This is a genomic window from Burkholderia sp. AU45251, from assembly GCF_030482905.1.
In the GTDB taxonomy this organism is placed as follows: Bacteria; Pseudomonadota; Gammaproteobacteria; order Burkholderiales; family Burkholderiaceae; genus Burkholderia; species Burkholderia aenigmatica.
Map to the genome: position 1 here is coordinate 176425 of NZ_JAUJQH010000011.1, position 19232 is coordinate 195656.

General features: G+C 67.2%; 17 protein-coding genes. 8 read left to right on the top strand and 9 right to left on the bottom strand.

Annotated features, from left to right (window positions below; genetic code table 11):
* The first annotated feature begins 122 nt into the window (after positions 1-122).
* Positions 123-2054, top strand: a complete 1932-nt coding sequence (locus QZM67_RS22155) for an ATP-binding cassette domain-containing protein (RefSeq protein WP_175024971.1) — start codon at positions 123-125, stop codon at positions 2052-2054.
* Between the two features lie 209 nt (positions 2055-2263).
* On the opposite strand, the gene QZM67_RS22160 is transcribed toward QZM67_RS22155, so the two are convergent.
* The 3 genes from QZM67_RS22160 to alr all read right to left on the bottom strand — a co-directional run bounded on the left by QZM67_RS22160 (position 2264) and on the right by alr (position 5135).
* Entirely contained in the window at positions 2264-2530 is a 267-nt protein-coding gene (locus tag QZM67_RS22160; RefSeq protein ID WP_039342663.1) for a DUF2866 domain-containing protein, read from the bottom strand.
* A 146-nt stretch (positions 2531-2676) separates the two neighbouring features.
* Positions 2677-4053 (bottom strand): DNA repair protein RadA, encoded by a 1377-nt coding sequence (gene radA / locus QZM67_RS22165; RefSeq protein ID WP_175024972.1) that lies wholly within the window; start codon positions 4051-4053, stop codon positions 2677-2679.
* 11 nt (positions 4054-4064) lie between these two features.
* The gene (gene alr, locus QZM67_RS22170; protein WP_175024973.1) at positions 4065-5135 is read right to left on the bottom strand and encodes an alanine racemase; all 1071 of its coding nucleotides are present in this window, start codon (positions 5133-5135) and stop codon (positions 4065-4067) included.
* Positions 5136-5353: 218 nt separating this feature from the next.
* Between alr and lplT the strand changes: the two genes are divergently transcribed.
* Entirely contained in the window at positions 5354-6661 is a 1308-nt protein-coding gene (gene lplT / locus QZM67_RS22175; RefSeq protein ID WP_043189228.1) for a lysophospholipid transporter LplT, read from the top strand.
* A gap of 58 nt (positions 6662-6719) precedes the next feature.
* Entirely contained in the window at positions 6720-7529 is an 810-nt protein-coding gene (thiD, locus tag QZM67_RS22180) for a bifunctional hydroxymethylpyrimidine kinase/phosphomethylpyrimidine kinase (RefSeq protein ID WP_175024974.1), read from the top strand.
* A gap of 18 nt (positions 7530-7547) precedes the next feature.
* Here the strand turns inward: thiD and QZM67_RS22185 are convergent, their stop codons facing one another.
* The 4 genes from QZM67_RS22185 to tsaB are packed head-to-tail and all read right to left on the bottom strand — an operon-like array spanning position 7548 to position 10804.
* Positions 7548-8513: a DUF1853 family protein gene (locus QZM67_RS22185; protein WP_175024975.1), complete on the bottom strand. Its 966-nt coding sequence runs from the start codon at positions 8511-8513 to the stop codon at positions 7548-7550.
* Positions 8510-9553 (bottom strand): uracil-DNA glycosylase, encoded by a 1044-nt coding sequence (locus tag QZM67_RS22190; RefSeq protein WP_301806679.1) that lies wholly within the window; start codon positions 9551-9553, stop codon positions 8510-8512. Before QZM67_RS22190 ends, QZM67_RS22185 begins: the two co-directional genes overlap by 4 nt.
* Entirely contained in the window at positions 9540-10040 is a 501-nt protein-coding gene (gene rimI, locus QZM67_RS22195; RefSeq protein WP_175024977.1) for a ribosomal protein S18-alanine N-acetyltransferase, read from the bottom strand. The genes QZM67_RS22190 and rimI overlap by 14 nt, the downstream gene beginning before the upstream one ends.
* Positions 10037-10804 carry a tRNA (adenosine(37)-N6)-threonylcarbamoyltransferase complex dimerization subunit type 1 TsaB gene (gene tsaB, locus QZM67_RS22200; protein WP_175024978.1) on the bottom strand — a complete coding sequence of 256 codons (768 nt, stop codon included), beginning with the start codon at positions 10802-10804 and terminating at the stop codon, positions 10037-10039. Before tsaB ends, rimI begins: the two co-directional genes overlap by 4 nt.
* Before the next feature lie 148 nt (positions 10805-10952).
* On the opposite strand from tsaB, the gene QZM67_RS22205 reads away from it, so the two are divergent.
* The 3 genes from QZM67_RS22205 to aceA all read left to right on the top strand — a co-directional run bounded on the left by QZM67_RS22205 (position 10953) and on the right by aceA (position 14850).
* Positions 10953-11222 (top strand): acyl-CoA-binding protein, encoded by a 270-nt coding sequence (locus QZM67_RS22205; protein WP_011352486.1) that lies wholly within the window; start codon positions 10953-10955, stop codon positions 11220-11222.
* Between the two features lie 361 nt (positions 11223-11583).
* On the top strand, positions 11584-13131 hold the full coding sequence (locus QZM67_RS22210; protein ID WP_175024979.1) for a DEAD/DEAH box helicase: 1548 nt from the start codon (positions 11584-11586) through the stop codon (positions 13129-13131).
* A gap of 411 nt (positions 13132-13542) precedes the next feature.
* A complete protein-coding gene (gene aceA, locus QZM67_RS22215) occupies positions 13543-14850 on the top strand; it encodes an isocitrate lyase (RefSeq protein ID WP_043189211.1) in 1308 nt (435 codons plus the stop codon).
* Between the two features lie 226 nt (positions 14851-15076).
* Here the strand turns inward: aceA and QZM67_RS22220 are convergent, their stop codons facing one another.
* Positions 15077-15511 carry a universal stress protein gene (locus tag QZM67_RS22220; protein WP_043189208.1) on the bottom strand — a complete coding sequence of 145 codons (435 nt, stop codon included), beginning with the start codon at positions 15509-15511 and terminating at the stop codon, positions 15077-15079.
* Positions 15512-15670: 159 nt separating this feature from the next.
* Positions 15671-16576, bottom strand: a complete 906-nt coding sequence (locus QZM67_RS22225; RefSeq protein ID WP_043189205.1) for a LysR family transcriptional regulator — start codon at positions 16574-16576, stop codon at positions 15671-15673.
* Positions 16577-16729: 153 nt separating this feature from the next.
* Between QZM67_RS22225 and QZM67_RS22230 the strand changes: the two genes are divergently transcribed.
* Positions 16730-17491 carry a haloacid dehalogenase type II gene (locus QZM67_RS22230; protein ID WP_301806683.1) on the top strand — a complete coding sequence of 254 codons (762 nt, stop codon included), beginning with the start codon at positions 16730-16732 and terminating at the stop codon, positions 17489-17491.
* Positions 17492-17558: 67 nt separating this feature from the next.
* On the top strand, positions 17559-19151 hold the full coding sequence (gene aceB / locus QZM67_RS22235; RefSeq protein WP_301806685.1) for a malate synthase A: 1593 nt from the start codon (positions 17559-17561) through the stop codon (positions 19149-19151).
* The last annotated feature ends 81 nt before the right edge of the window (positions 19152-19232 follow it).

Genomic DNA, 19232 nt, shown 5'->3' on the forward strand with positions numbered 1-19232 from the left:
ATGAAACCGGATCGACGTGGAGTCTAGGCGAAATTGCCCCATTGCGGCATCCGCCGAACGGCCAATGCCCGGCGCGAGCGGCGCGCAGTCTAGAATAGCGGTTTTGGCCAGTCATTTCCGCCGTGATCCGTTTCAATCAGTTCAGCCTTGCGCGCGGCACCAAGCCGCTGTTCGAGTCGACCTCCTTCGTGCTCAATCCCGGCGAGAAAGCCGGCCTGATCGGCGCGAACGGCGCCGGCAAGTCGACCCTGTTCTCGGTCCTGCGCGGCGAGCTGCACTCGGACGGCGGCGATTTCTCGATGCCGCCGTCGTGGCGAATCGCCCATGTGTCGCAGGAAACGCCCGCCGTCGATCGTTCAGCGCTCGACTACACGCTCGACGGCGACGCCGCGTTGCGCGAGATCGAGGCGCGCATCGCCGCCGCTTCCGCCGCGCATGACGGCGCCGCCGAAGCCGACGCGCACGCGGCGTTCGCCGACGCCGACGGCTACACCGCGCCCGCCCGCGCCGAGGCGCTGCTGCTCGGCCTCGGCTTCACGCTCGCGCAGACGCGCGAGTCCGTCGCCAGCTTCTCCGGTGGCTGGCGCATGCGCCTGAATCTCGCGCAGGCGCTGATGTGCCGCTCCGACCTGCTGCTGCTCGACGAACCGACGAACCACCTCGACCTCGACGCGATCGTCTGGCTCGAGGATTGGCTGCACCGCTACCCCGGCACGCTCGTCGTGATTTCGCACGACCGCGAATTCCTCGATTCGATCTGCAACGTCACGCTGCACCTGGAAAACCGCCAGGTGAAGCGTTACGGCGGCAACTACTCGCAGTTCGAAGTGCTGCGCGCGCAGCAACTGGCGCTGCAGCAAAGCGCCTACGAAAAGCAGCAGAAGACGATCGAGCACCTGCAGAGCTTCGTCGACCGCTTCAAGGCCAAGGCGACCAAGGCCAAGCAGGCGCAGAGCCGGATGAAGGCGCTCGAGAAGATGGAGCTGATCGCGCCCGCGCACATCGCGTCGCCGTTCACGTTCGAATTCCGCACGCCCGATGCCGCGCCGAACCCGATGATGGTGATGGAAGACGTCCGCTGCGGCTACCACGCCGACGGCGGAGCGGAAATCCCGATCGTCGAGCGCGTCGCGCTGTCGATCCAGAACGGCCAGCGTATCGGCCTGCTCGGCGCGAACGGCCAGGGCAAGTCGACGCTGATCAAGACGCTGGCCGGCACGCTCGCGCCGCTGTCGGGGCACGTCCGCGACGGCAAGGGGCTGACGATCGGCTATTTCGCGCAGCACCAGCTCGAAACGCTGCGCGAGGACGATTCGCCGCTCGCGCATCTGGCGCGGCTCGCGCCCGACACGCGCGAGCAGGAACTGCGCGACTTCCTCGGCGGCTTCAACTTCTCGGGCGACATGGCGACCACGCCGGTCGGGCCGTTTTCGGGTGGTGAAAAGGCACGCCTCGCGCTCGCGCTGATCATCTGGCAGAAGCCGAACCTGCTGCTGCTCGACGAACCGACCAACCACCTCGACCTCGAAACGCGTCATGCGCTGACGATGGCGCTCGCGCAGTTCGAAGGCACGCTGATCCTCGTCTCGCACGACCGCCACCTGCTGCGCGCGACGACCGACCAGTTCATGCTGGTGGCGAAGCACCGGCTGCAGCCGTTCGACGGCGACCTCGACGACTACCGCGACTGGCTGCTGCAGCACGCGGCCGAGCAGCGCGCCGCCGCGAAAGCCGACAGCGCGGCTTCTTCGGGTGCCGGCGCCGCAGCCAACCGCAAGGATCAGAAGCGTCAGGCTGCCGAAGAACGCCAGCGCCTGTCGGTGCTGAAAAAGCCGCTGCAGACGCGTATCACGAAGCTCGAAAAGGAAATGGAGACGCTGCACGCGGAGAAGGCGCGCCTCGACGCATTCGTCGCCGATCCGGCGAGCTACGAAGCCGAGCGCAAGACGGAACTGACCGACGCGATCCGCAAGCTCGGGGACGTCAACACGCGTCTCGAAACGGTCGAGGCCGGCTGGCTCGCCGCGCAGGAAGAGCTCGAGCAGATCGGCTGAACGCTGTCGCGGCGCAGCCGGCCACAATGCCGATACGCCAGCCCGGCGTGCCGGCCGCCTCTGCGCTGCGATTTCTGGGTATCGCGGTACCTCAAAGTCCATCTGGCCCTCTGTGGGTCCAGATGCGACAAGGCCGGGCTCACGGGCCCGGCCTGTTCATTTACTACCGTCGTCGCACCGTTCGCCGGCTACTCGCCGCGCTTGCCGGCTCAGCGGCGCGGCAACGTGTCGCGCGGCATCTGCTCGTCGTCGCCCATCAGGTGCCGGCGCCCTTCGGTCGGCCGCCGGATCGCCGCGGCGACCTCCGCTTCCGTCACGTCCTCGGACACGACCTTGCGCGCCAGGCGCCCTTCGTCGTCGATCCATTCGACGATCCGGCATCCGCCGCCCCAGGGTTGGCGAATCGGCTCCGACACACGGCAGCCACGCAGGTTGTAAAGGCGTCCGCTCGGCGCTTCCCCATACGATTTCAACATAGGATCCCTTCGCATTGCGCGGTTCGACAATCCGGCAAAGGATAGGGAAAAGCGATGTCCGGCGGGTTACAGAACCCTACATATTCTTTACAACGAATTACGCGACAGATCGCCGGCAGGCACGGCCCGAGCGCCTGCCGGGCCGGTCACTCGAGATCGCGCACGCGGTCGATCGCCTGTTCGAGCCGATCGACGGCCATCACGTTCAGCCCTTCGATCGGCTGCTTCGGCGCATTCGCCTTCGGAATCAGCGCGGACGTGAAGCCGAGCTTCGCCGCCTCCCGCAAACGCTCCTGCCCGCGCGGCGACGGCCGGATCTCGCCCGCCAGCCCCACTTCGCCGAACACGATCAGCCCCTTCGGCAGCGCCTTGTTGCGCATCGACGAATGGATCGCGAGCAGCACCGCGAGGTCGGCAGCCGGCTCGGTGATCTTCACGCCGCCGACCGCATTGAGGAATACGTCCTGGTCGAAGCACGCGATGCCTGCGTGCCGGTGCAGCACCGCGAGCAGCATCGCGAGCCGGTTCTGCTCGAGGCCGACCGCGAGCCGGCGCGGGTTCGGCACGTGCGCCGTGTCGACGAGCGCCTGGACTTCGACGAGCAGCGGGCGCGTGCCTTCCTGCGTAACGAGCACGCACGAGCCAGGCACGACCTGTTCGTGCTGCGACAGGAACAGCGCGGACGGATTCGCGACACCGCGCAGCCCGCGCTCGGTCATCGCGAACACGCCGAGTTCGTTGACCGCGCCGAAGCGGTTCTTGAACGCACGCACGAGCCGGAACGACGAATGCGTGTCGCCTTCGAAGTACAGCACCGTGTCGACGATGTGCTCGAGCACGCGCGGGCCGGCCAGATTGCCCTCCTTCGTCACGTGCCCGACCATGATGATCGCGGTGCCCGACTGTTTCGCGATGCGCGTGAGCTGCGCCGCGCACTCGCGCACCTGCGCGACCGAGCCCGGCGCCGACGTGAGCGCTTCCGAATAGACGGTCTGGATCGAGTCGATCACGGCCACGTCCGGCCGTTCCGCGTCGATCGCGGCCTGGATCTTTTCGAGCTGGATCTCGGCGAGCAGCTTCAGTTCGTCCGCCACCGCACCGCCGTCGAGCAGCGCAAGCCGTTGCGCGCGCAACGCGATCTGCGCGGCCGATTCCTCACCGCTGATATAGAGCGCGCGCCGCTCGCTCGCGATGTCCGCGAGCGACTGCAGCAGCAGCGTCGACTTGCCGATGCCCGGATCGCCGCCGATCAGCACGACGCCGCCGGGAACCAGCCCGCCGCCGAGCACTCGGTCGAATTCACCGATGCCGGTCGAGAAGCGCGGCACATCGGCCGCTTCGATGTCGACGAGACGCTGGACGGGCGCCCGCTTCGCGAGCGACTGGAAACGATGGGCAGCCGGCGATTCGGCGACCGATTCAACCAGCGTGTTCCAAGCCTGACACGACGGGCATTGGCCCTGCCATTTCGGGGTCTGTCCGCCGCACTCGCTGCAGACGTATACGGTTTTCTGTTTGGCCACGCGCGACGCCCTTATTCCGCGCGCACGGGCACGCGGCCCGCGACCGCGCACATCAGCTCGTAGCCGATCGTCCCGCAATGGCGGGCGACGTCGTCGATCGACAGCGCGTTGCCCCACAGTTCGACGCGCGCGCCGACGCCAGCCTGCGGGCACGGGGTCAGGTCGACCGTGATCATGTCCATCGAGACGCGGCCGACGATCCGCGTGCGGATGCCGTCGACGATCACCGGCGTGCCTTCCGGCGCGACCCGCGGATAGCCGTCCGCGTAACCGCACGCGACCACGCCGACCCGCATCGGCGCCTGCGCGGAGAACGTCGAGCCATAACCGATGGCCTGCCCCTTCGCGATCGTCTGCACCGCGATCAGCTCGGACGCGAGCGTCATCGCAGGCTTCAGCCCCGTGTCGGCGATATCGGACGACAGCCCGGACGGCGACGCGCCGTACAGCACGATCCCCGGCCGCACCCAGTCGAAGTGCGTATCCGGATGCCACAGCACGGCCGCCGAGTTCGCGAGACTGCGCGCGCCGGCAATGTTTTCCGCACCGCGCTCGAACGTCGCGAGCTGCTCGGCGACGCCGCGCTCGTTGTCCGCATCCGAAAAATGGGTCATCAACGTGATCTGGCCGATGCCGGGGCACGCGCGGGCGCGCTCCCACGCGGCGCGATATTTCTCCGGCAGATAGCCGAGCCGGTTCATCCCGCTGTTCATCTTGAGCTGCACGTTGACGGGCTTCGACAGCCGCGCCGTTTCCAGCATCCGCATCTGCTCGTCGCTGTGGACGGTCGTCGTCAGGCTGTAGCGGTCGATCACGTCGATGTCGGTCGAGCGGAAGAACCCTTCAAGCAGCAGGATCGGGCCGGCCCAGCCGAGCTCGCGCAGCTTGACGGCCTCGTCGAGGTCGAGCAGGCCGAAACCGTCGGTGCCGCGCAGGCCGGGAAAAACGCGGGCGAGACCGTGGCCGTACGCGTTGGCCTTGACGACCGCCCAGACCTTGGACGGGCCGGCAAAGCGGCGGACGACGGAGAGATTGTTCGCGAGAGCGGCGGTGTGGATGGTGGCGGAGATCGGGCGCGGCATGGGAAATTTACGTAAAGACGCTTGCGAATCATCAGCTTACCGCGCCTTTTGAGCACTGAAGCCGACAATTTGCGGAACGATCGGGGAATCTTGCTAGTCCGAATTGGCGTATTTTCATGTTATAAAGCCGTGCGCACAACCCATTTCGAACGGAATAAGCCGATCGCATACCAGGCGGCCTACGCGGCCCTGCCGCAGCGACGAAAGCATCGCATCAGATGAAAAAAGGTTTTTACACCATCATGGCCGCGCAGTTTTTCTCGTCGCTGGCCGACAGTGCGCTCCTCATCGCCGCCATTGCCCTGCTGAAAGACCTTCACGCACCCAACTGGATGACACCGCTGTTGAAGCTGTTCTTCGTGTTGTCCTATGTGGTGCTGGCGGCGTATGTCGGCGCCTTCGCGGATTCGCGCCCGAAGGGCCACGTGATGTTCATCACCAACTCGATCAAGGTGATCGGCTGCCTGATCATGCTGTTCGGCGCCCACCCGCTGATCGCGTACGGGATCGTCGGCTTCGGCGCGGCAGCCTACTCGCCGGCCAAATACGGCATTCTTACCGAGCTGCTGCCGGCCGACCGGCTGGTTGCCGCGAACGGCTGGATCGAAGGCACGACCGTCAGCTCGATCATCCTCGGCACCGTGCTCGGCGGCGCGCTGATCAGTCCGCATATCGCGTCGCACGTCATCGCGCATACGCCGGCGTGGATCGGTACGCCAGCCGAAGCCGCGATCGCGGTCATCCTGTTGATCTACGTGATCGCCGCGCTGTTCAATCTGCGCATTCCCGATACCGGCGCGCGCTACCCGAAACAGCAACACGGGCCGATCAAGCTGGTGGCCGACTTCGCCGACTGTTTCATGGTGCTCTGGCGCGACAAGCTCGGCCAGATCTCGCTGGCGGTCACGACGCTGTTCTGGGGCGCGGGCGCGACACTGCAGTTCATCGTGCTGAAATGGGCCGAGGTGTCGCTCGGCATGTCGCTGTCCGAGGGTGCGCTGCTGCAGGCAGTCGTCGCCTTCGGCGTCGCGGCCGGCGCGATCGCCGCGGCCAGCCGGGTGCCGCTCAAGAAGTCGCTGACCGTCCTGCCGGTCGGCATCATCATGGGCATCGCGGTGATGCTGATGGCGTTCTATTCGCGCGACCTGTTCCCGCCGCACTGGGCCGCGCACCTGGGCCACCTGCGCCTGCCGGTTTACCTGATCATCGCGTACATCTTCCTAATCTGCGTCGGCGCGCTGTCCGGCTACTTCGTCGTTCCGATGAACGCGCTGCTGCAGCATCGCGGCCACGTGCTGCTGTCGGCCGGCCACTCGATCGCGGTGCAGAACTTCAACGAGAACCTGTCGGTGCTCGTGATGCTGTGCCTGTATGCGGTGCTCGTGTGGCTCGACGTGCCGGTCGGCGTCGTGATCGTGCTGTTCGGCACGTTCGTCTGCCTGACGATGTGGCTCGTGATGCGCCGCCACCAGGCGAACCAGCGTCAGTTCGACTCGGTCGCGCTGATCGGCGAATCGCGGCACTGACGCTACACTTTCCGTTTCCGTCCGCCAGCGCCGGTCTTCGAACCGGCGCGCTGCCCCGATGACGCATCCGATACCCAACATCCTGACGATCGCCGGCTCCGATTCGGGCGGCGGCGCCGGCATCCAGGCCGACCTGAAAACCTTTTCCGCGCTCGGCGCGTACGGCGCGACCGTGATCACCGCGCTGACCGCCCAGAACACGCGCGGCGTAACAGGCGTGCATGCGCCGGATGCGGCGTTCGTGACCGCGCAACTCGACGCGGTGTTCGGCGATATCCGCATCGATGCGGTCAAGATCGGAATGCTCGCGAATGCGGCGATCGTGCACGCGGTCGCCGACGCGCTGCGCCGCTACGCGCCGCGCTTCGTCGTGCTCGACACGGTGATGATCTCGAAGAGCGCGCACGCGCTGCTCGCGCCCGATGCCGTCGACGCGTTGCGCGAGGCGCTGCTGCCGCTCGCGACGGTCGTGACGCCGAACCTGCCCGAAGCGGCCGCGCTGCTGAACGATGTGCCCGCAACCACGGAACCCGACATGGTCCGGCAAGGTCAGGCATTGTTACGGACGGGCGCGCGCGCCGTGCTGATGAAAGGCGGCCACCTGCCCGACGCGTCCGCGAGCCCCGACTGGCTCGTTGAAGCGACGCGCACCGTGCGGCTCGACGGCGCGCGCGTGCCGGTCAGCAACACGCACGGCACGGGCTGTACGTTGTCGTCGGCGATCGCCGCGCTGCTACCGCAGCAGCCCGACCTCGAAAGCGCGGTGCGCGAAGCCAAGACCTACCTGACCGGCGCAATCGCCGCGAGCGGCCACCTCGACGTCGGCCACGGCGTCGGCCCTGTCCATCACTTCCATCGCTGGTGGTGAGCGCCGGCTGACGCGGCGTCAGTGATCCTGCGCCGCGAACGCCTGTGCGCGCACCGGCCAGTCGTCCGGCACGACGAAGCCACGCGCCCGTTCGCGCCACGTGCCGTCACTCCCCTTTTCATGAATGCCGATCAGCGCGGGGGCCTCGCGGGCCGTCAACACAGGGGGCAGCTCCAAAGCGGCCGCCAGCGGCTCGGGGTCGAATCCGGCATCGGCGGCGGCACGTCGCGGCGCCAGCCACGCCAGCCTCGGCAACACGCTCCATGCGGCGCCGGCACGCTGCGCGGCCGCCCAGGCCGGCCACTGCGCGTGCGTCAGCCAGAAACCGCGCGGGTGATCCGGCGCGATTTCCGCGGACACCGGCGGTAACGGCGCATCGTACGGATAGAACAACCAGCCCTTGATGAACATCTGCGCGTCGGACGGCGCGCCGTAACCGAGCCGCGCAAACCCGTCGCGATCGCCGAGCCGCAGTTGGTGATCGAGCAACCGGCTGCGTTTGCGGTCGAACCGGTCGACGAGGTTGGGGCCGACGAAATCGGCGAGCGACGCACCGGCTTGCACCGGCGCGCACAGATAGCACTTCACCGCGAGTTCCCAGTGCAGGCGCCGCCCGTCCGGCGCGTCGACGAGAAAATCGACTTCGCCGAGCGTCTTGCCGTTGCTGCGCAGCGGCAGATTGGCCGCGACGAGCCGCAGCGACGGCCCGTGCGTCAGGAAATATTCGAGCAGGCATTCGGCGTAGCGGCCGAGCCGGGTGGGCCGGAACCCGTCGAGCGCGCGATGCAGCGGCTCGGGCTGCGCATCGAGCGCGGCGAGCCATGCTTCGACGGCCGACTGTCCGGCCGCATCCGGCCAAGGGCGCGCAAGCGGCGCGTCCGGTACCGCGGTGAGCAGGCTCGGGCTGGCCAGCAGCCAGCCCAGATCCCGAACCGCGACGTCGTGCAGCGTATCGACGAATGCGACCGCCGCGCCGGTCGTCATTGTCCGGCCGGCCCGTTCGCGTCGGCACCCTCGGCGCGCCGGAACGTGTCGCGCGCGAGGCACAGGTCGGCCCATGCCTTCGACTTGTCCTGCAGGCTGCGCAACAGGTACGCCGGGTGATAGGTCACGATCACCGGGACGCCTTCGTACGCATGCACGCGGCCGCGCAGCGACGCGATGCTCGCGTCCGTCTTCAGCAGGGTCTGCGCGGCGAAGCGGCCGAGCGCGACGATCAGCTTCGGCTTCACGAGCGCGACCTGACGCTGCAGATAAGGCTCGCAGCTCGCGACCTCGTCCGGCTCCGGATTGCGGTTGCCCGGCGGCCGGCACTTGATCACGTTCGCGATGTACACGTTGTCGCCACGCTGGAGCGACAGCGACTGCAGCATGTTGTCGAGCAGCTTGCCGGCCTGGCCGACGAACGGCTCGCCCTGCTTGTCCTCGTTCTCGCCCGGCGCTTCGCCGATCAGCATCCAGTCCGCTTCGCGGTCGCCGACGCCGAACACCGTGTTGGTCCGCTTCTCGCACAGCCGGCACTGCGTGCAGTCGGCCACGCGCGCGGCCAGCGCATCCCAGTCGAGTGCGGCAACCGGCGTACCGACGGGACGCGATTCGAGCACCGGCACGGAGTCGCCCGGCGGCGCCGCATCGAACCACGCAAAATCGTCGGCGTCGGCAGGCGGTATGTCGTCCATCGGCGGCATCGTGTCGGTCGACGCGATCGGCACAATCGGCTCGACCGGTGCCGGCGCGCGGTCGCCGTCATCGACGCGCCGCGCCGGAGCGACAGGCTCGCGAGCCGGCGCAGCATCGCGGCTACGCGCGACGGCCGGCGGCGCCTCGTCCTGCACCGGCGCACGCGCGGTGCGTGCAGGTCGCTCGATTGCGGCGGCCGGTGCGGCTTCCGCCATGCCGGTTTGCGCCGCGGCGGGCGCTTCGGCTGCCGCGCCCTCGTCCGTGCCCGCATCCGCGCTTTGCCCGCGCCGCACCCAGATCTGCGCGAGGCCTATTTCCTCGAGCGCCGCTTCAGCCCATGCCATGCGCGTCCCCTTCGTCCTTGTTCAGCGTCAGACGCATCACGATCGCGTCCTCCCGGCTGTGATGCTTCGCCGGGTAATAATTCTTGCGCCGGCCGATCGTCATGAAGCCGAAACGCTCGTACAGATGGACCGCGCGCAGATTGGACGGCCGCACTTCGAGCAGCACGCCGTCGAGCCCCTCCGCGCGCGAAATGCGCACGGCCTCGCGCAGCAGCGCAAGGCCCGCCCCCGCGCGCTGCACAGCCGGCGCGACGCACAGGTTCAGCAGGTGCATCTCGTCGATCACGGGCATCAGCACACAATAGCCGATCAGCGCACCCGTCACGTGCCGCAGGCACACGCCCAGATAGCCGTTGCGCAACGAATCCTCGAAGTTGCCGCGGCTCCACGGGAATTCATACGCGACGTGCTCGATCGCGACGACCTCGTCGAGATCGGCATCCGTCATCGGCGCCAGATACCTGTCGCTCAGCAGTACGCCCGTCATCCCTTCGCTCCGCCCGTCTGCGCGGCCCGTGCCGCGACGCGCTCGGCGGTCGTCTGCGCAACCTTGTCGCGCACATACTCCGGCGCGGCCTGATCGGCCGGCACCGCACGGCCGGCGCGAAACGCGCGCAGGGCGGCATGGGCGACCGCCAGCGCGTGCGGCATCGCGTCGCCGTCGATCACGGCCGCGTGCGCCGCGGCCGGCAACTGCGCGCCGAACGCGGCGGCTGCATTACCCGCGAGCGTGAACGGCGCATCGGGCACGCCGACGGCACCCGGTGCATCGAGCGAGGCCGGATGCAGCGTGCGCCAGTCGCCGACGCTGTCGTCCCACGCGAAGTCCGCCCAGTAGGCTTCATCCATCCGCGCATCCAGCGCGGCCAGCACGCGGGTCGTGCCGGGCGCACGCAGCCGCGCGTGCTCGGCGCACGCGAGCAGCGTGCCGATCGGCACGACCGGCAGCCCGCACCCGAACGCGAGACCCTGGGTGATGCCCGTCGCGGTGCGCAGGCCCGTGAACGAGCCGGGGCCCGCGCCGAACGCGATCGCGTCGCAATCGGCGAGCGTCAGCCCCGATTCGGCGAAAAGCGCCTGGATGGCCGGCAGCACGCGCGTGCTCGACACGGCGCCCGTCAGCTCGTGGCGGACCCAGGTTTGCGGGGTGGAAACGGCGTCATCGGCGTGGGCCGAGCGCAGCAGCGCGACCGAGCAGTATTCGGTCGACGTATCGATGGCGAGGAGCACTGTTTGCGTCATGGGCGACATTGTAATGCGGCGCCCCGCTCCCACGGGCGATCGGGCCCGATCCGTGCGTGTGCGCTGTGCCCGATGGCGGTTTGGAAGGATCGCTCGACCCCGCGCGGCGGTCCGCTTGTTAAGATCGCCCGACCTGAAACCCTTACGGAGACACACGATGAGCGAACTCACCGCCCAATTCGACCAGGCCCAGATCGACGTCAAGCAACTGACCGAACGTCCGGGCAACCTGACCCTGCTGCGCCTGTATGCGCTCTTCAAGCAGGCGACCGATGGCGACGCGCATGGCGACAAGCCGGGCTTCACCGACATCGTCGGCAAATACAAGTACGACGCCTGGGATGCACTGAAGGGCACGTCGCAGGATGCGGCGAAGCAGCAGTACATCGAACTCGTCGAATCGCTGAAGAACGGCACGGCTTCCTGACCGAATCGCCCCCGGCCGCAATAGGCAATCAAATCAGTGGCGCAGCGCAGCAAATCTCTTTATAATGCTGCCTGCGTCATCTTCCGCGCTCGGCTCGCAAGCCGTTCCGGCCTGACGCCTCGTAGCGTTAAGCTCCAATCCGGTTTAGAACCTGTCCCCTCCTGCTTCGACCTTCGCGGTCGTCACTTATCAGGCTGGCGGCCCCGCTCCTGAAGCGCGCCGCACCCAAAACAGCTTCTAATGCCTCATCCGCTGAAGGTTCGGCGGATTGCACCCGTTTCCCGATTTGCTCGCTGAATCCGACGACTTGGGTATGCGCGATTGGCGCCGACGTTTCACCCACTGTGTTTCAAGGATTGTTATGACTTCGAGCATCAACTCCAGCCCGCTCAACGCGATCGCCGACCAGGCGCTCGGTCTCGACGACGCCGCCGCACCGGCCGCGGTCGAACCGGCGTCGGACGAGCCGACCTTCGCGTCGCTCGGGTTGTCGCCGGAGATCGTCTCCGCGCTGCAGGCCGCCGGCTATGTGAAGCCGACGCCGGTCCAGCAGCGCGCGATTCCGGCCGGCATCGCCGGCCGTGACCTGCTGGTCTCGAGCCCGACCGGTTCAGGCAAGACCGCCGCATTCATGCTGCCCGCGATCGAACGTTTCGCGCAGCTCCAGAAGGCGCAGGCGCAGCAACCGCGCGCGCCGCGCGAACCGAACCAGGGCGACCGCCGCGCGCGCCGCCCGCAACCCGTCGCGCGCCCGGGCCTGCTCGTGCTGACGCCGACCCGCGAACTCGCGATGCAGGTCACCACGGCCGCAACGACCTACGGCAAGCACCTGAAGCGCCTGCGCACGGTCAGCATCCTCGGCGGCGTCGCCTACGGCCAGCAGCTGATGCTGCTCGCGAAGAACCCCGAAATCCTGGTCGCCACGCCGGGCCGTCTGCTCGACCACCTCGAGCGTGGCCGCATCGACCTGTCCGAGCTGAAGATGCTCGTGCTCGACGAAGCCGACCGCATGCTCGACATGGGCTTCATCGAAGACATCGAAACGATCGTCGACGCGACGCCCGAGTCGCGCCAGACGATGCTGTTCTCGGCGACGCTCGACGGCAAGATCGGTTCGCTGACGAGCCGCCTGCTGAAGGATCCGGAACGCATCGAGATCCAGCAGCGCCTCGAGTCGCGCGCGAACATCGCGCAGACCGTGCACTACGTCGACGACCGCGACCACAAGGATCGCCTGCTCGATCACCTGCTGCGCGACGACGCGCTCGACCAGGCGATCATCTTCACGGCGACCAAGATCGACGCCGACCAGCTCGCCGGCCGTCTCGCCGACGCAGGCTTCGAATCGGCCGCGCTGCACGGCGACCTGCCGCAGGGCGCGCGTAACCGCACGATCCGTGCGCTGCGCGAGCGCCGCGTGCGCGTGCTGGTGGCCACCGACGTCGCGGCACGCGGCATCGACATCCCGGGCATCACGCACGTGTTCAACTACGACCTGCCGAAGTTCGCGGAAGACTACGTGCACCGTATCGGCCGTACCGGCCGTGCAGGCCGTTCGGGCACGGCAGTGAGCCTCGTGCACCACGCCGAGCAAGGCGCGCTCAAGCGCATCGAGCGCTTCGTGCGCTCGCCGCTGCCGGTCAACGTGATCGAAGGTTTCGAGCCGCGCAAGGCGCCCCCGCGTAACGGCGGCAACGGCGGCCGCGGCCGTCCGGGCGGCGGTAACGGCGGTCGCCGTTTCGGCGGCAAGCCGGGCGGTGGTTATGGCGGCAACGGTAACGGCAACGGCCGCAGCTACGGCGGCGGCAATGGCGGCGGCTGGAGCGGCAAGCCGGGTGGCAGCCGTGACGGCGGCCCGCGTCGCGATGGTCAGCGCAGCGGCGGCCCGCGTCGCGGCAACGCGTCGTAAGCACGCACGGGCGGCCACTGGCCGCCCCACGGAGGGCAGACCCGCGGATAACCGCCCTACCCATCCAGCCAACCGGCGCATCTGCGCCGGTTTTTTTTCGTCTCGCCCCACATTTCACGATACGGAAAAATTTTTTGTGTCGTAAAAAATCATGCTGCGCGGCACAACCCGGGCGATTGCGGGATGGAAAAAAGCATTTCTTATCTCGAAATTTCAGTTTCAAGATACTGATTTAAAACAACTAAAAATTTACCCCATTCCCCGACAAGCCCCCTGTCCCGCTCCTGTCGATTTGCCTAGACTCTTATACAAGACCTCGCGAACCGGAACACCCCGCTCCCGGCTTCGAGAACAGCCTCACCACTGTCAGATTCAACCCATCAGGCATCGCACCGCATCAAGGAGCTCATCATGTCGCGTCAGCAACAGGCACAGGAACTGCAACAGCAATGGGAAACCGATCCGCGCTGGAAGGGCATCAAGCGCAGCTACTCGGCTGACGACGTGGTCCGCTTGCGTGGTTCGATCCCGATCGAGCACACGCTCGCCAAGCGCGGCGCGGAAAAGCTGTGGAGCCTCATCAACCACGAGCCGTTCGTCAACGCACTCGGCGCACTGACCGGCAACCAGGCGATGCAGCAGGTGAAGGCCGGCCTGAAGGCCATCTACCTGTCCGGCTGGCAAGTGGCCGGCGACGCGAACGTCGCGGGCGAAATGTACCCGGACCAGTCGCTGTACCCGGCAAACTCAGTGCCGCTCGTCGTGAAGCGCATCAACAACACGCTGACGCGCGCCGACCAGATCCAGTGGTCGGAAGGCAAGAACCCGGGCGACGAAGGCTACGTCGATTTCTTCGCACCGATCGTCGCTGACGCGGAAGCCGGTTTCGGCGGCGTGCTGAACGCGTTCGAACTGATGAAGGCGATGATCGAAGCCGGCGCGTCGGGTGTCCACTTCGAGGACCAGCTCGCTTCGGTGAAGAAGTGCGGCCACATGGGCGGCAAGGTGCTGGTACCGACGCGTGAAGCCGTCGCGAAGCTGTCGGCAGCGCGTCTCGCGGCCGACGTGATGGGCACGCCGACCGTGCTGGTTGCCCGCACCGACGCAGAAGCGGCCGACCTGATCACGTCCGACGTCGACGGCAACGACAAGCCGTTCCTGACGGGCGAACGCACGGTGGAAGGTTTCTTCCGCACGAAGCCGGGCATCGAGCAGGCGATCTCGCGCGGTCTCGCGTACGCGCCGTACGCCGACCTCGTCTGGTGCGAAACGGGCAAGCCGGATCTCGAGTACGCGAAGAAGTTCGCGGAAGCGATCCACAAGCAGTTCCCGGGCAAGATGCTGTCGTACAACTGCTCGCCGTCGTTCAACTGGAAGAAGAACCTCGACGACGCGACGATCGCGAAGTTCCAGAAGGAACTCGGCGCGATGGGCTACAAGTTCCAGTTCATCACGCTGGCCGGCTTCCACGCGCTGAACTACTCGATGTTCAACCTCGCGCACGGCTATGCGCGCACCCAGATGAGCGCGTTCGTCGAGCTGCAGCAGGCCGAGTTCGCGGCGGCGGACAAGGGCTTCACGGCCGTCAAGCACCAGCGCGAAGTCGGCACCGGCTACTTCGACGCGGTGACGCAGACGGTCGAACGCGAAGCGTCGACCACTGCGCTGCACGGCTCGACCGAAGACGAGCAGTTCTTCGACGGCAAGAAGGTCGCGTAAGCAGCGCACGACGCGCAAGCGTCACGCCGATGCCGGCCCGTCACGCGACGGCGCGGCATCGGCCACCGGACAACAATCAGGGGGGAGACGGCAGGCGCGCGATGTCATGCGCGACCGGCCGCGCGGCCTGCGTGCCGCCAGCAACGACGCGCGCCGGCTTCGTCCGGCGCGCCCTTTTTCTGCGGTGTGGATCGCGTTGCCGTCCTGCGGCCACGGCCCCATCGCCCTACCGATAGACGATCACCGGAATTTTCGTATGGGTCAGCACGCGCTGCGTCTCGCTGCCGATCAGCAAGCTGCCGAGCCCGCGGCGTCCGTGGGACGCCATGAAGATCACGTCGCAGCCGCCGCGTTCGGCCGCCTCGATGATGCCGAGATACGGCGACGGATGGACACTCGTCCAGGTGTCGCAGTCGACGCCGGCGGTCTTCGCGGCCGATTCGACCTCGTCGAGATGCGCGCGCGCCTCGCGCTCGCTGCGCGCCCGGAAATCGGCGGGCGGCTCGATGATCACTTCGGAAAACGGCGAGTACGGATACTGCGGCAGGCACGCGTACGCCGTAACGCGCGCACCGACCGCGCGAGCCAGGTCGATCGCGCCGTCGATCGCCTTCTGCGACAGTTCGGAACCGTCGGTTGGAACGAGGATGTGCCGGAACATCGCGCCCTCCTTCGTCAATCGCACGCCGCACGCCGCGATCCCGACCGGGCCGGCCGCGACGCGTCGGACATGCCTGCTACGAGTGTAGTGCGCGAAACCGCGCAATCGGCACCGGCAGCGGGTTCGCCCTCATATCGGAAACGCGCGGGCCTGCGCGGCCTACTCGCCCCAATATCCGGGCTGCTCGTAGGTGTGCTTCAGGTAATCGAGAAACAGCCGCACGCGCAGCGGCAGATGCCGGCGTTGCGGAAACACCGCGTGGATGCCGATCGGCGGAGCCGCGAATGCGTCGAGCACGCTGACGAGGCGGCCGGCCGCGATGTCCTCGCCGACCTCCCACCACGAGCGCCACGCCAGGCCGTGACCGGCGAGGCACCACTCGTGCAGCACCGCGCCGTCCGAGCATTCCATCGTGCCGTTCACGCGGATCGACACGACCTTGTCGTCCTCCTGGAACGCCCAGCCGCGTTGCTGGTTCGCGTTTGCCGCGAGCGCGAGGCAGTTGTGCCGCGCCAGCTCCGCGAGCGTGGCCGGCGTGCCGCGCCGCGCGAGATACGCGGGAGAAGCGACGCACACGCGGCGATTCTCGCCGAGCTTCAGCGACACGAGCGACGAGTCGGGCAGCTCGCCGAGCCGCACCGCGCAATCGAACCCCTCGTTGACGAGGTCGACCATCCGGTCGGACAGGTCGAGCGTGACCGACACATCCGGATGCCCGACGCTGAATTCCGGCACGAGCGGCGCGACGTGCCGCCGACCGAAGCCAGCCGGCGCGGAAATGCGCAGGTGACCGCTCGCCTTCACGCCGCCGGCGGACACGCTCGCCTCCGCGTTCTGCATGTCGTTGATGACGCGCTGGCAATCCTCGAGGAACGCCGAGCCCTCGAACGTCAGCGTGAGCTTACGCGTCGTGCGCACCAGCAGCTTGACGCCGAGCCGCTCCTCGAGCGCGTCGAGACGGCGGCCGATGATGGCCGGTGCGACGCCTTCCGCGTGCGCGGCCGCCGACAGGCTGCCCTTTGCCGCGACCGCGGCGAACGTTTCGATCTGCTTGAACCGGTCCATGACTCGCGGGGCGGCGCTGCCGCCCTTCAAATAGCTTAAACCGCTCTAGATTAGGTATATGAAAGTAAAAGATCAAGTGATGTTTAGCGTCTTTTTTAGCGCATACGATCACGAATAGAATTTACCTGACCTCTGAAACTGGAGCGCAAGGCTATGTCGGCCACAACGACACTCTCCTCTCCCGACGCAATCCTCTTCGACGCATTCGGCACGTTGTTCGACGTACGTGCGGTCCTGGCCGCGGCGGAACAGATGTTTCCCGGTCACGGGGAACGGTTGTCGCAGCTGTGGCGACGCAAGCAGATCGAATACTCGCAATTGCGCACGCTCGCCGATCCGGCCGGCGCGCACTATCGCCCGTTCCGGGACATCACGCTCGATGCGCTGCGGTTCGCCGCGCGCCGGCTCGGGCTCGCGCTGAACAGCGCGGCCGAGAAGCGGCTGATGGACGAATACGCATGCCTGTCCACCTATCCCGATACGGTGCCCGCGCTGCGCAAGCTGCGCGCGCTCGACCCGCGCCCGCCGCTCGGGATCCTGTCGAACGGCACGCCGCAGATGCTCGACATCGCGATCAAGAGCGCCGGCATGACCGGGCTGTTCGATCGCGTGCTGTCGGCCGACACCGTGCGTGCGTACAAGCCGAGCCCGGCCGCCTACGCGCTCGGCACCGCCGCGTTCGGACCGAACCGGCGCGGCATCGTGTTCGTGTCGTCGAACGCGTGGGACGTCGCCGGCGCCGTCTGGTTCGGCTACACGACGTTCTGGCTCAACCGCACGGGCGCGCCCGCCGAGGAACTCGGCGCGCCGCCCGACGGCTCGGGCACCGGCATGGCCGACCTGCTCGCATTCCTCGCCACCCCGGCTCCGTCCGGCAGATCCGCAAACCGCACGCGCCCCGGCCCGGGTGCATGACGTTCGCAGCGCTGCCGCCTTCCCCCTTCACCGAAACCGCAACTGACCGACCAAGGAGATGAGACTCATGAGCACCCCGATCACGCTGCCGCAAGGCATGACGATCACCGGCGACATCCAGCCGGGTTACGAAGCAATCCTGACGCCCGAAGCACTCGCGCTCGTCGCGGCGCTGCACCGCACGTTCGAACCGCGCCGCCAGGCGCTGCTGCAGGCGCGCGTCGAGCGCACGAAACGCCTCGACGCAGGCGAGCGCCCCGACTTCCTGGCCGAGACGAAGACGATCCGCGAAGGCGACTGGAAAGTCGCGCCGCTGCCGGCCGATCTGCAATGCCGCCGCGTCGAAATCACGGGCCCCGTCGAGCGCAAGATGATCATCAACGCGCTGAACTCGGGCGCCGATTCGTACATGACGGACTTCGAGGATTCGAACGCGCCGAGCTGGACGAACCAGATCGACGGCCAGATCAACCTGAAGGACGCGGTGCGCCGTACGATCTCGCTCGAGCAGAACGGCAAGTCGTACCAGCTGAACGACAAGGTCGCGACGCTGATCGTGCGTCCGCGCGGCTGGCACCTCGACGAAAAGCACGTGACGGTCGATGGCCAGCGCGTGTCCGGCGGCATCTTCGATTTCGCGCTGTTCCTGTTCCATAACGCGAAGGAACTGCTCGCGCGCGGCTCGGGCCCGTACTTCTACCTGCCGAAGATGGAAAGCCATCTCGAGGCGCGCCTGTGGAACGACATCTTCGTCGCCGCGCAGGAAGCCGTCGGCGTGCCGCGCGGCACGATCCGTGCGACGGTGCTGATCGAGACGATCCTCGCCGCGTTCGAGATGGACGAGATCCTGTACGAACTGCGCGAACACAGCTCGGGCCTGAACGCCGGCCGCTGGGACTACATCTTCTCGGCGATCAAGAAATTCAAGAACGACCGCGACTTCTGCCTCGCCGAGCGTTCGAAGATCACGATGACGGTGCCGTTCATGCGCGCGTACGCGCTGCTGCTGCTGAAGACCTGCCACAAGCGCAACGCGCCGGCGATCGGCGGGATGAGCGCGCTGATCCCGATCAAGAACGATCCGGAAGCGAACGACAAGGCGATGGGCGGCGTGCGCTCGGACAAGCAGCGCGATGCGACCGACGGCTACGACGGCGGCTGGGTCGCGCACCCGGGCCTCGTGCCGATCGCGATGGAAGAATTCGTCAAGGTGCTCGGCGACCAGCCGAACCAGATCGCGAAGCAGCGCGACGACGTGCAGGTCGAAGGCAAGAACCTGCTCGACTTCCAGCCGGAAGCGCCGATCACCGAAGCCGGCCTGCGCAACAACATCAACGTCGGGATCCACTACCTCGGCGCATGGCTCGACGGCAACGGCTGCGTGCCGATCCACAACCTGATGGAAGATGCGGCCACGGCCGAGATCTCCCGCTCGCAGGTGTGGCAATGGATCCGCTCGCCGATGGGCGTGCTCGACGACGGCCGCAAGGTCACGGCCGAACTCGTTCGCGAATATACGAAGGCCGAACTCGACAACGTGAAGCGGTCGGTCGGTGGCAACACGCAGCCGTACGAGCGCGCTGCGGCGATCTTCGAGCAGATGTCGACGTCGGAAGGCTTCACCGAATTCCTGACGCTGCCGCTGTACGAGGAAATCTGACGAAGCTGCCTGCCGCGATCGGTGCCGGCCCTGCGTCGGCGCCGGTCGCATGCGATCACGGCATCAAAAAAAGCGCCCCTC

Excerpts from the sequence above, each read along its gene's own strand:
- QZM67_RS22185 (WP_175024975.1), bottom strand. The coding sequence starts at position 8,513 with ATGACGACCGGCGCGGCGGTCGCATTCGTCGATACGCTGCACGACGTC.
- aceA (WP_043189211.1), top strand. The coding sequence starts at position 13,543 with ATGTCGCGTCAGCAACAGGCACAGGAACTGCAACAGCAATGGGAAACC.
- QZM67_RS22220 (WP_043189208.1), bottom strand. The coding sequence starts at position 15,511 with ATGTTCCGGCACATCCTCGTTCCAACCGACGGTTCCGAACTGTCGCAG.
- thiD (WP_175024974.1), top strand. The coding sequence starts at position 6,720 with ATGACGCATCCGATACCCAACATCCTGACGATCGCCGGCTCCGATTCG.
- QZM67_RS22205 (WP_011352486.1), top strand. The coding sequence starts at position 10,953 with ATGAGCGAACTCACCGCCCAATTCGACCAGGCCCAGATCGACGTCAAG.
- QZM67_RS22230 (WP_301806683.1), top strand. The coding sequence starts at position 16,730 with ATGTCGGCCACAACGACACTCTCCTCTCCCGACGCAATCCTCTTCGAC.
- QZM67_RS22225 (WP_043189205.1), bottom strand. The coding sequence starts at position 16,576 with ATGGACCGGTTCAAGCAGATCGAAACGTTCGCCGCGGTCGCGGCAAAG.
- lplT (WP_043189228.1), top strand. The coding sequence starts at position 5,354 with ATGAAAAAAGGTTTTTACACCATCATGGCCGCGCAGTTTTTCTCGTCG.
- QZM67_RS22210 (WP_175024979.1), top strand. The coding sequence starts at position 11,584 with ATGACTTCGAGCATCAACTCCAGCCCGCTCAACGCGATCGCCGACCAG.
- aceB (WP_301806685.1), top strand. The coding sequence starts at position 17,559 with ATGAGCACCCCGATCACGCTGCCGCAAGGCATGACGATCACCGGCGAC.
- QZM67_RS22160 (WP_039342663.1), bottom strand. The coding sequence starts at position 2,530 with ATGTTGAAATCGTATGGGGAAGCGCCGAGCGGACGCCTTTACAACCTG.
- tsaB (WP_175024978.1), bottom strand. The coding sequence starts at position 10,804 with ATGTCGCCCATGACGCAAACAGTGCTCCTCGCCATCGATACGTCGACC.
- rimI (WP_175024977.1), bottom strand. The coding sequence starts at position 10,040 with ATGACGGGCGTACTGCTGAGCGACAGGTATCTGGCGCCGATGACGGAT.
- QZM67_RS22190 (WP_301806679.1), bottom strand. The coding sequence starts at position 9,553 with ATGGCATGGGCTGAAGCGGCGCTCGAGGAAATAGGCCTCGCGCAGATC.
- alr (WP_175024973.1), bottom strand. The coding sequence starts at position 5,135 with ATGCCGCGCCCGATCTCCGCCACCATCCACACCGCCGCTCTCGCGAAC.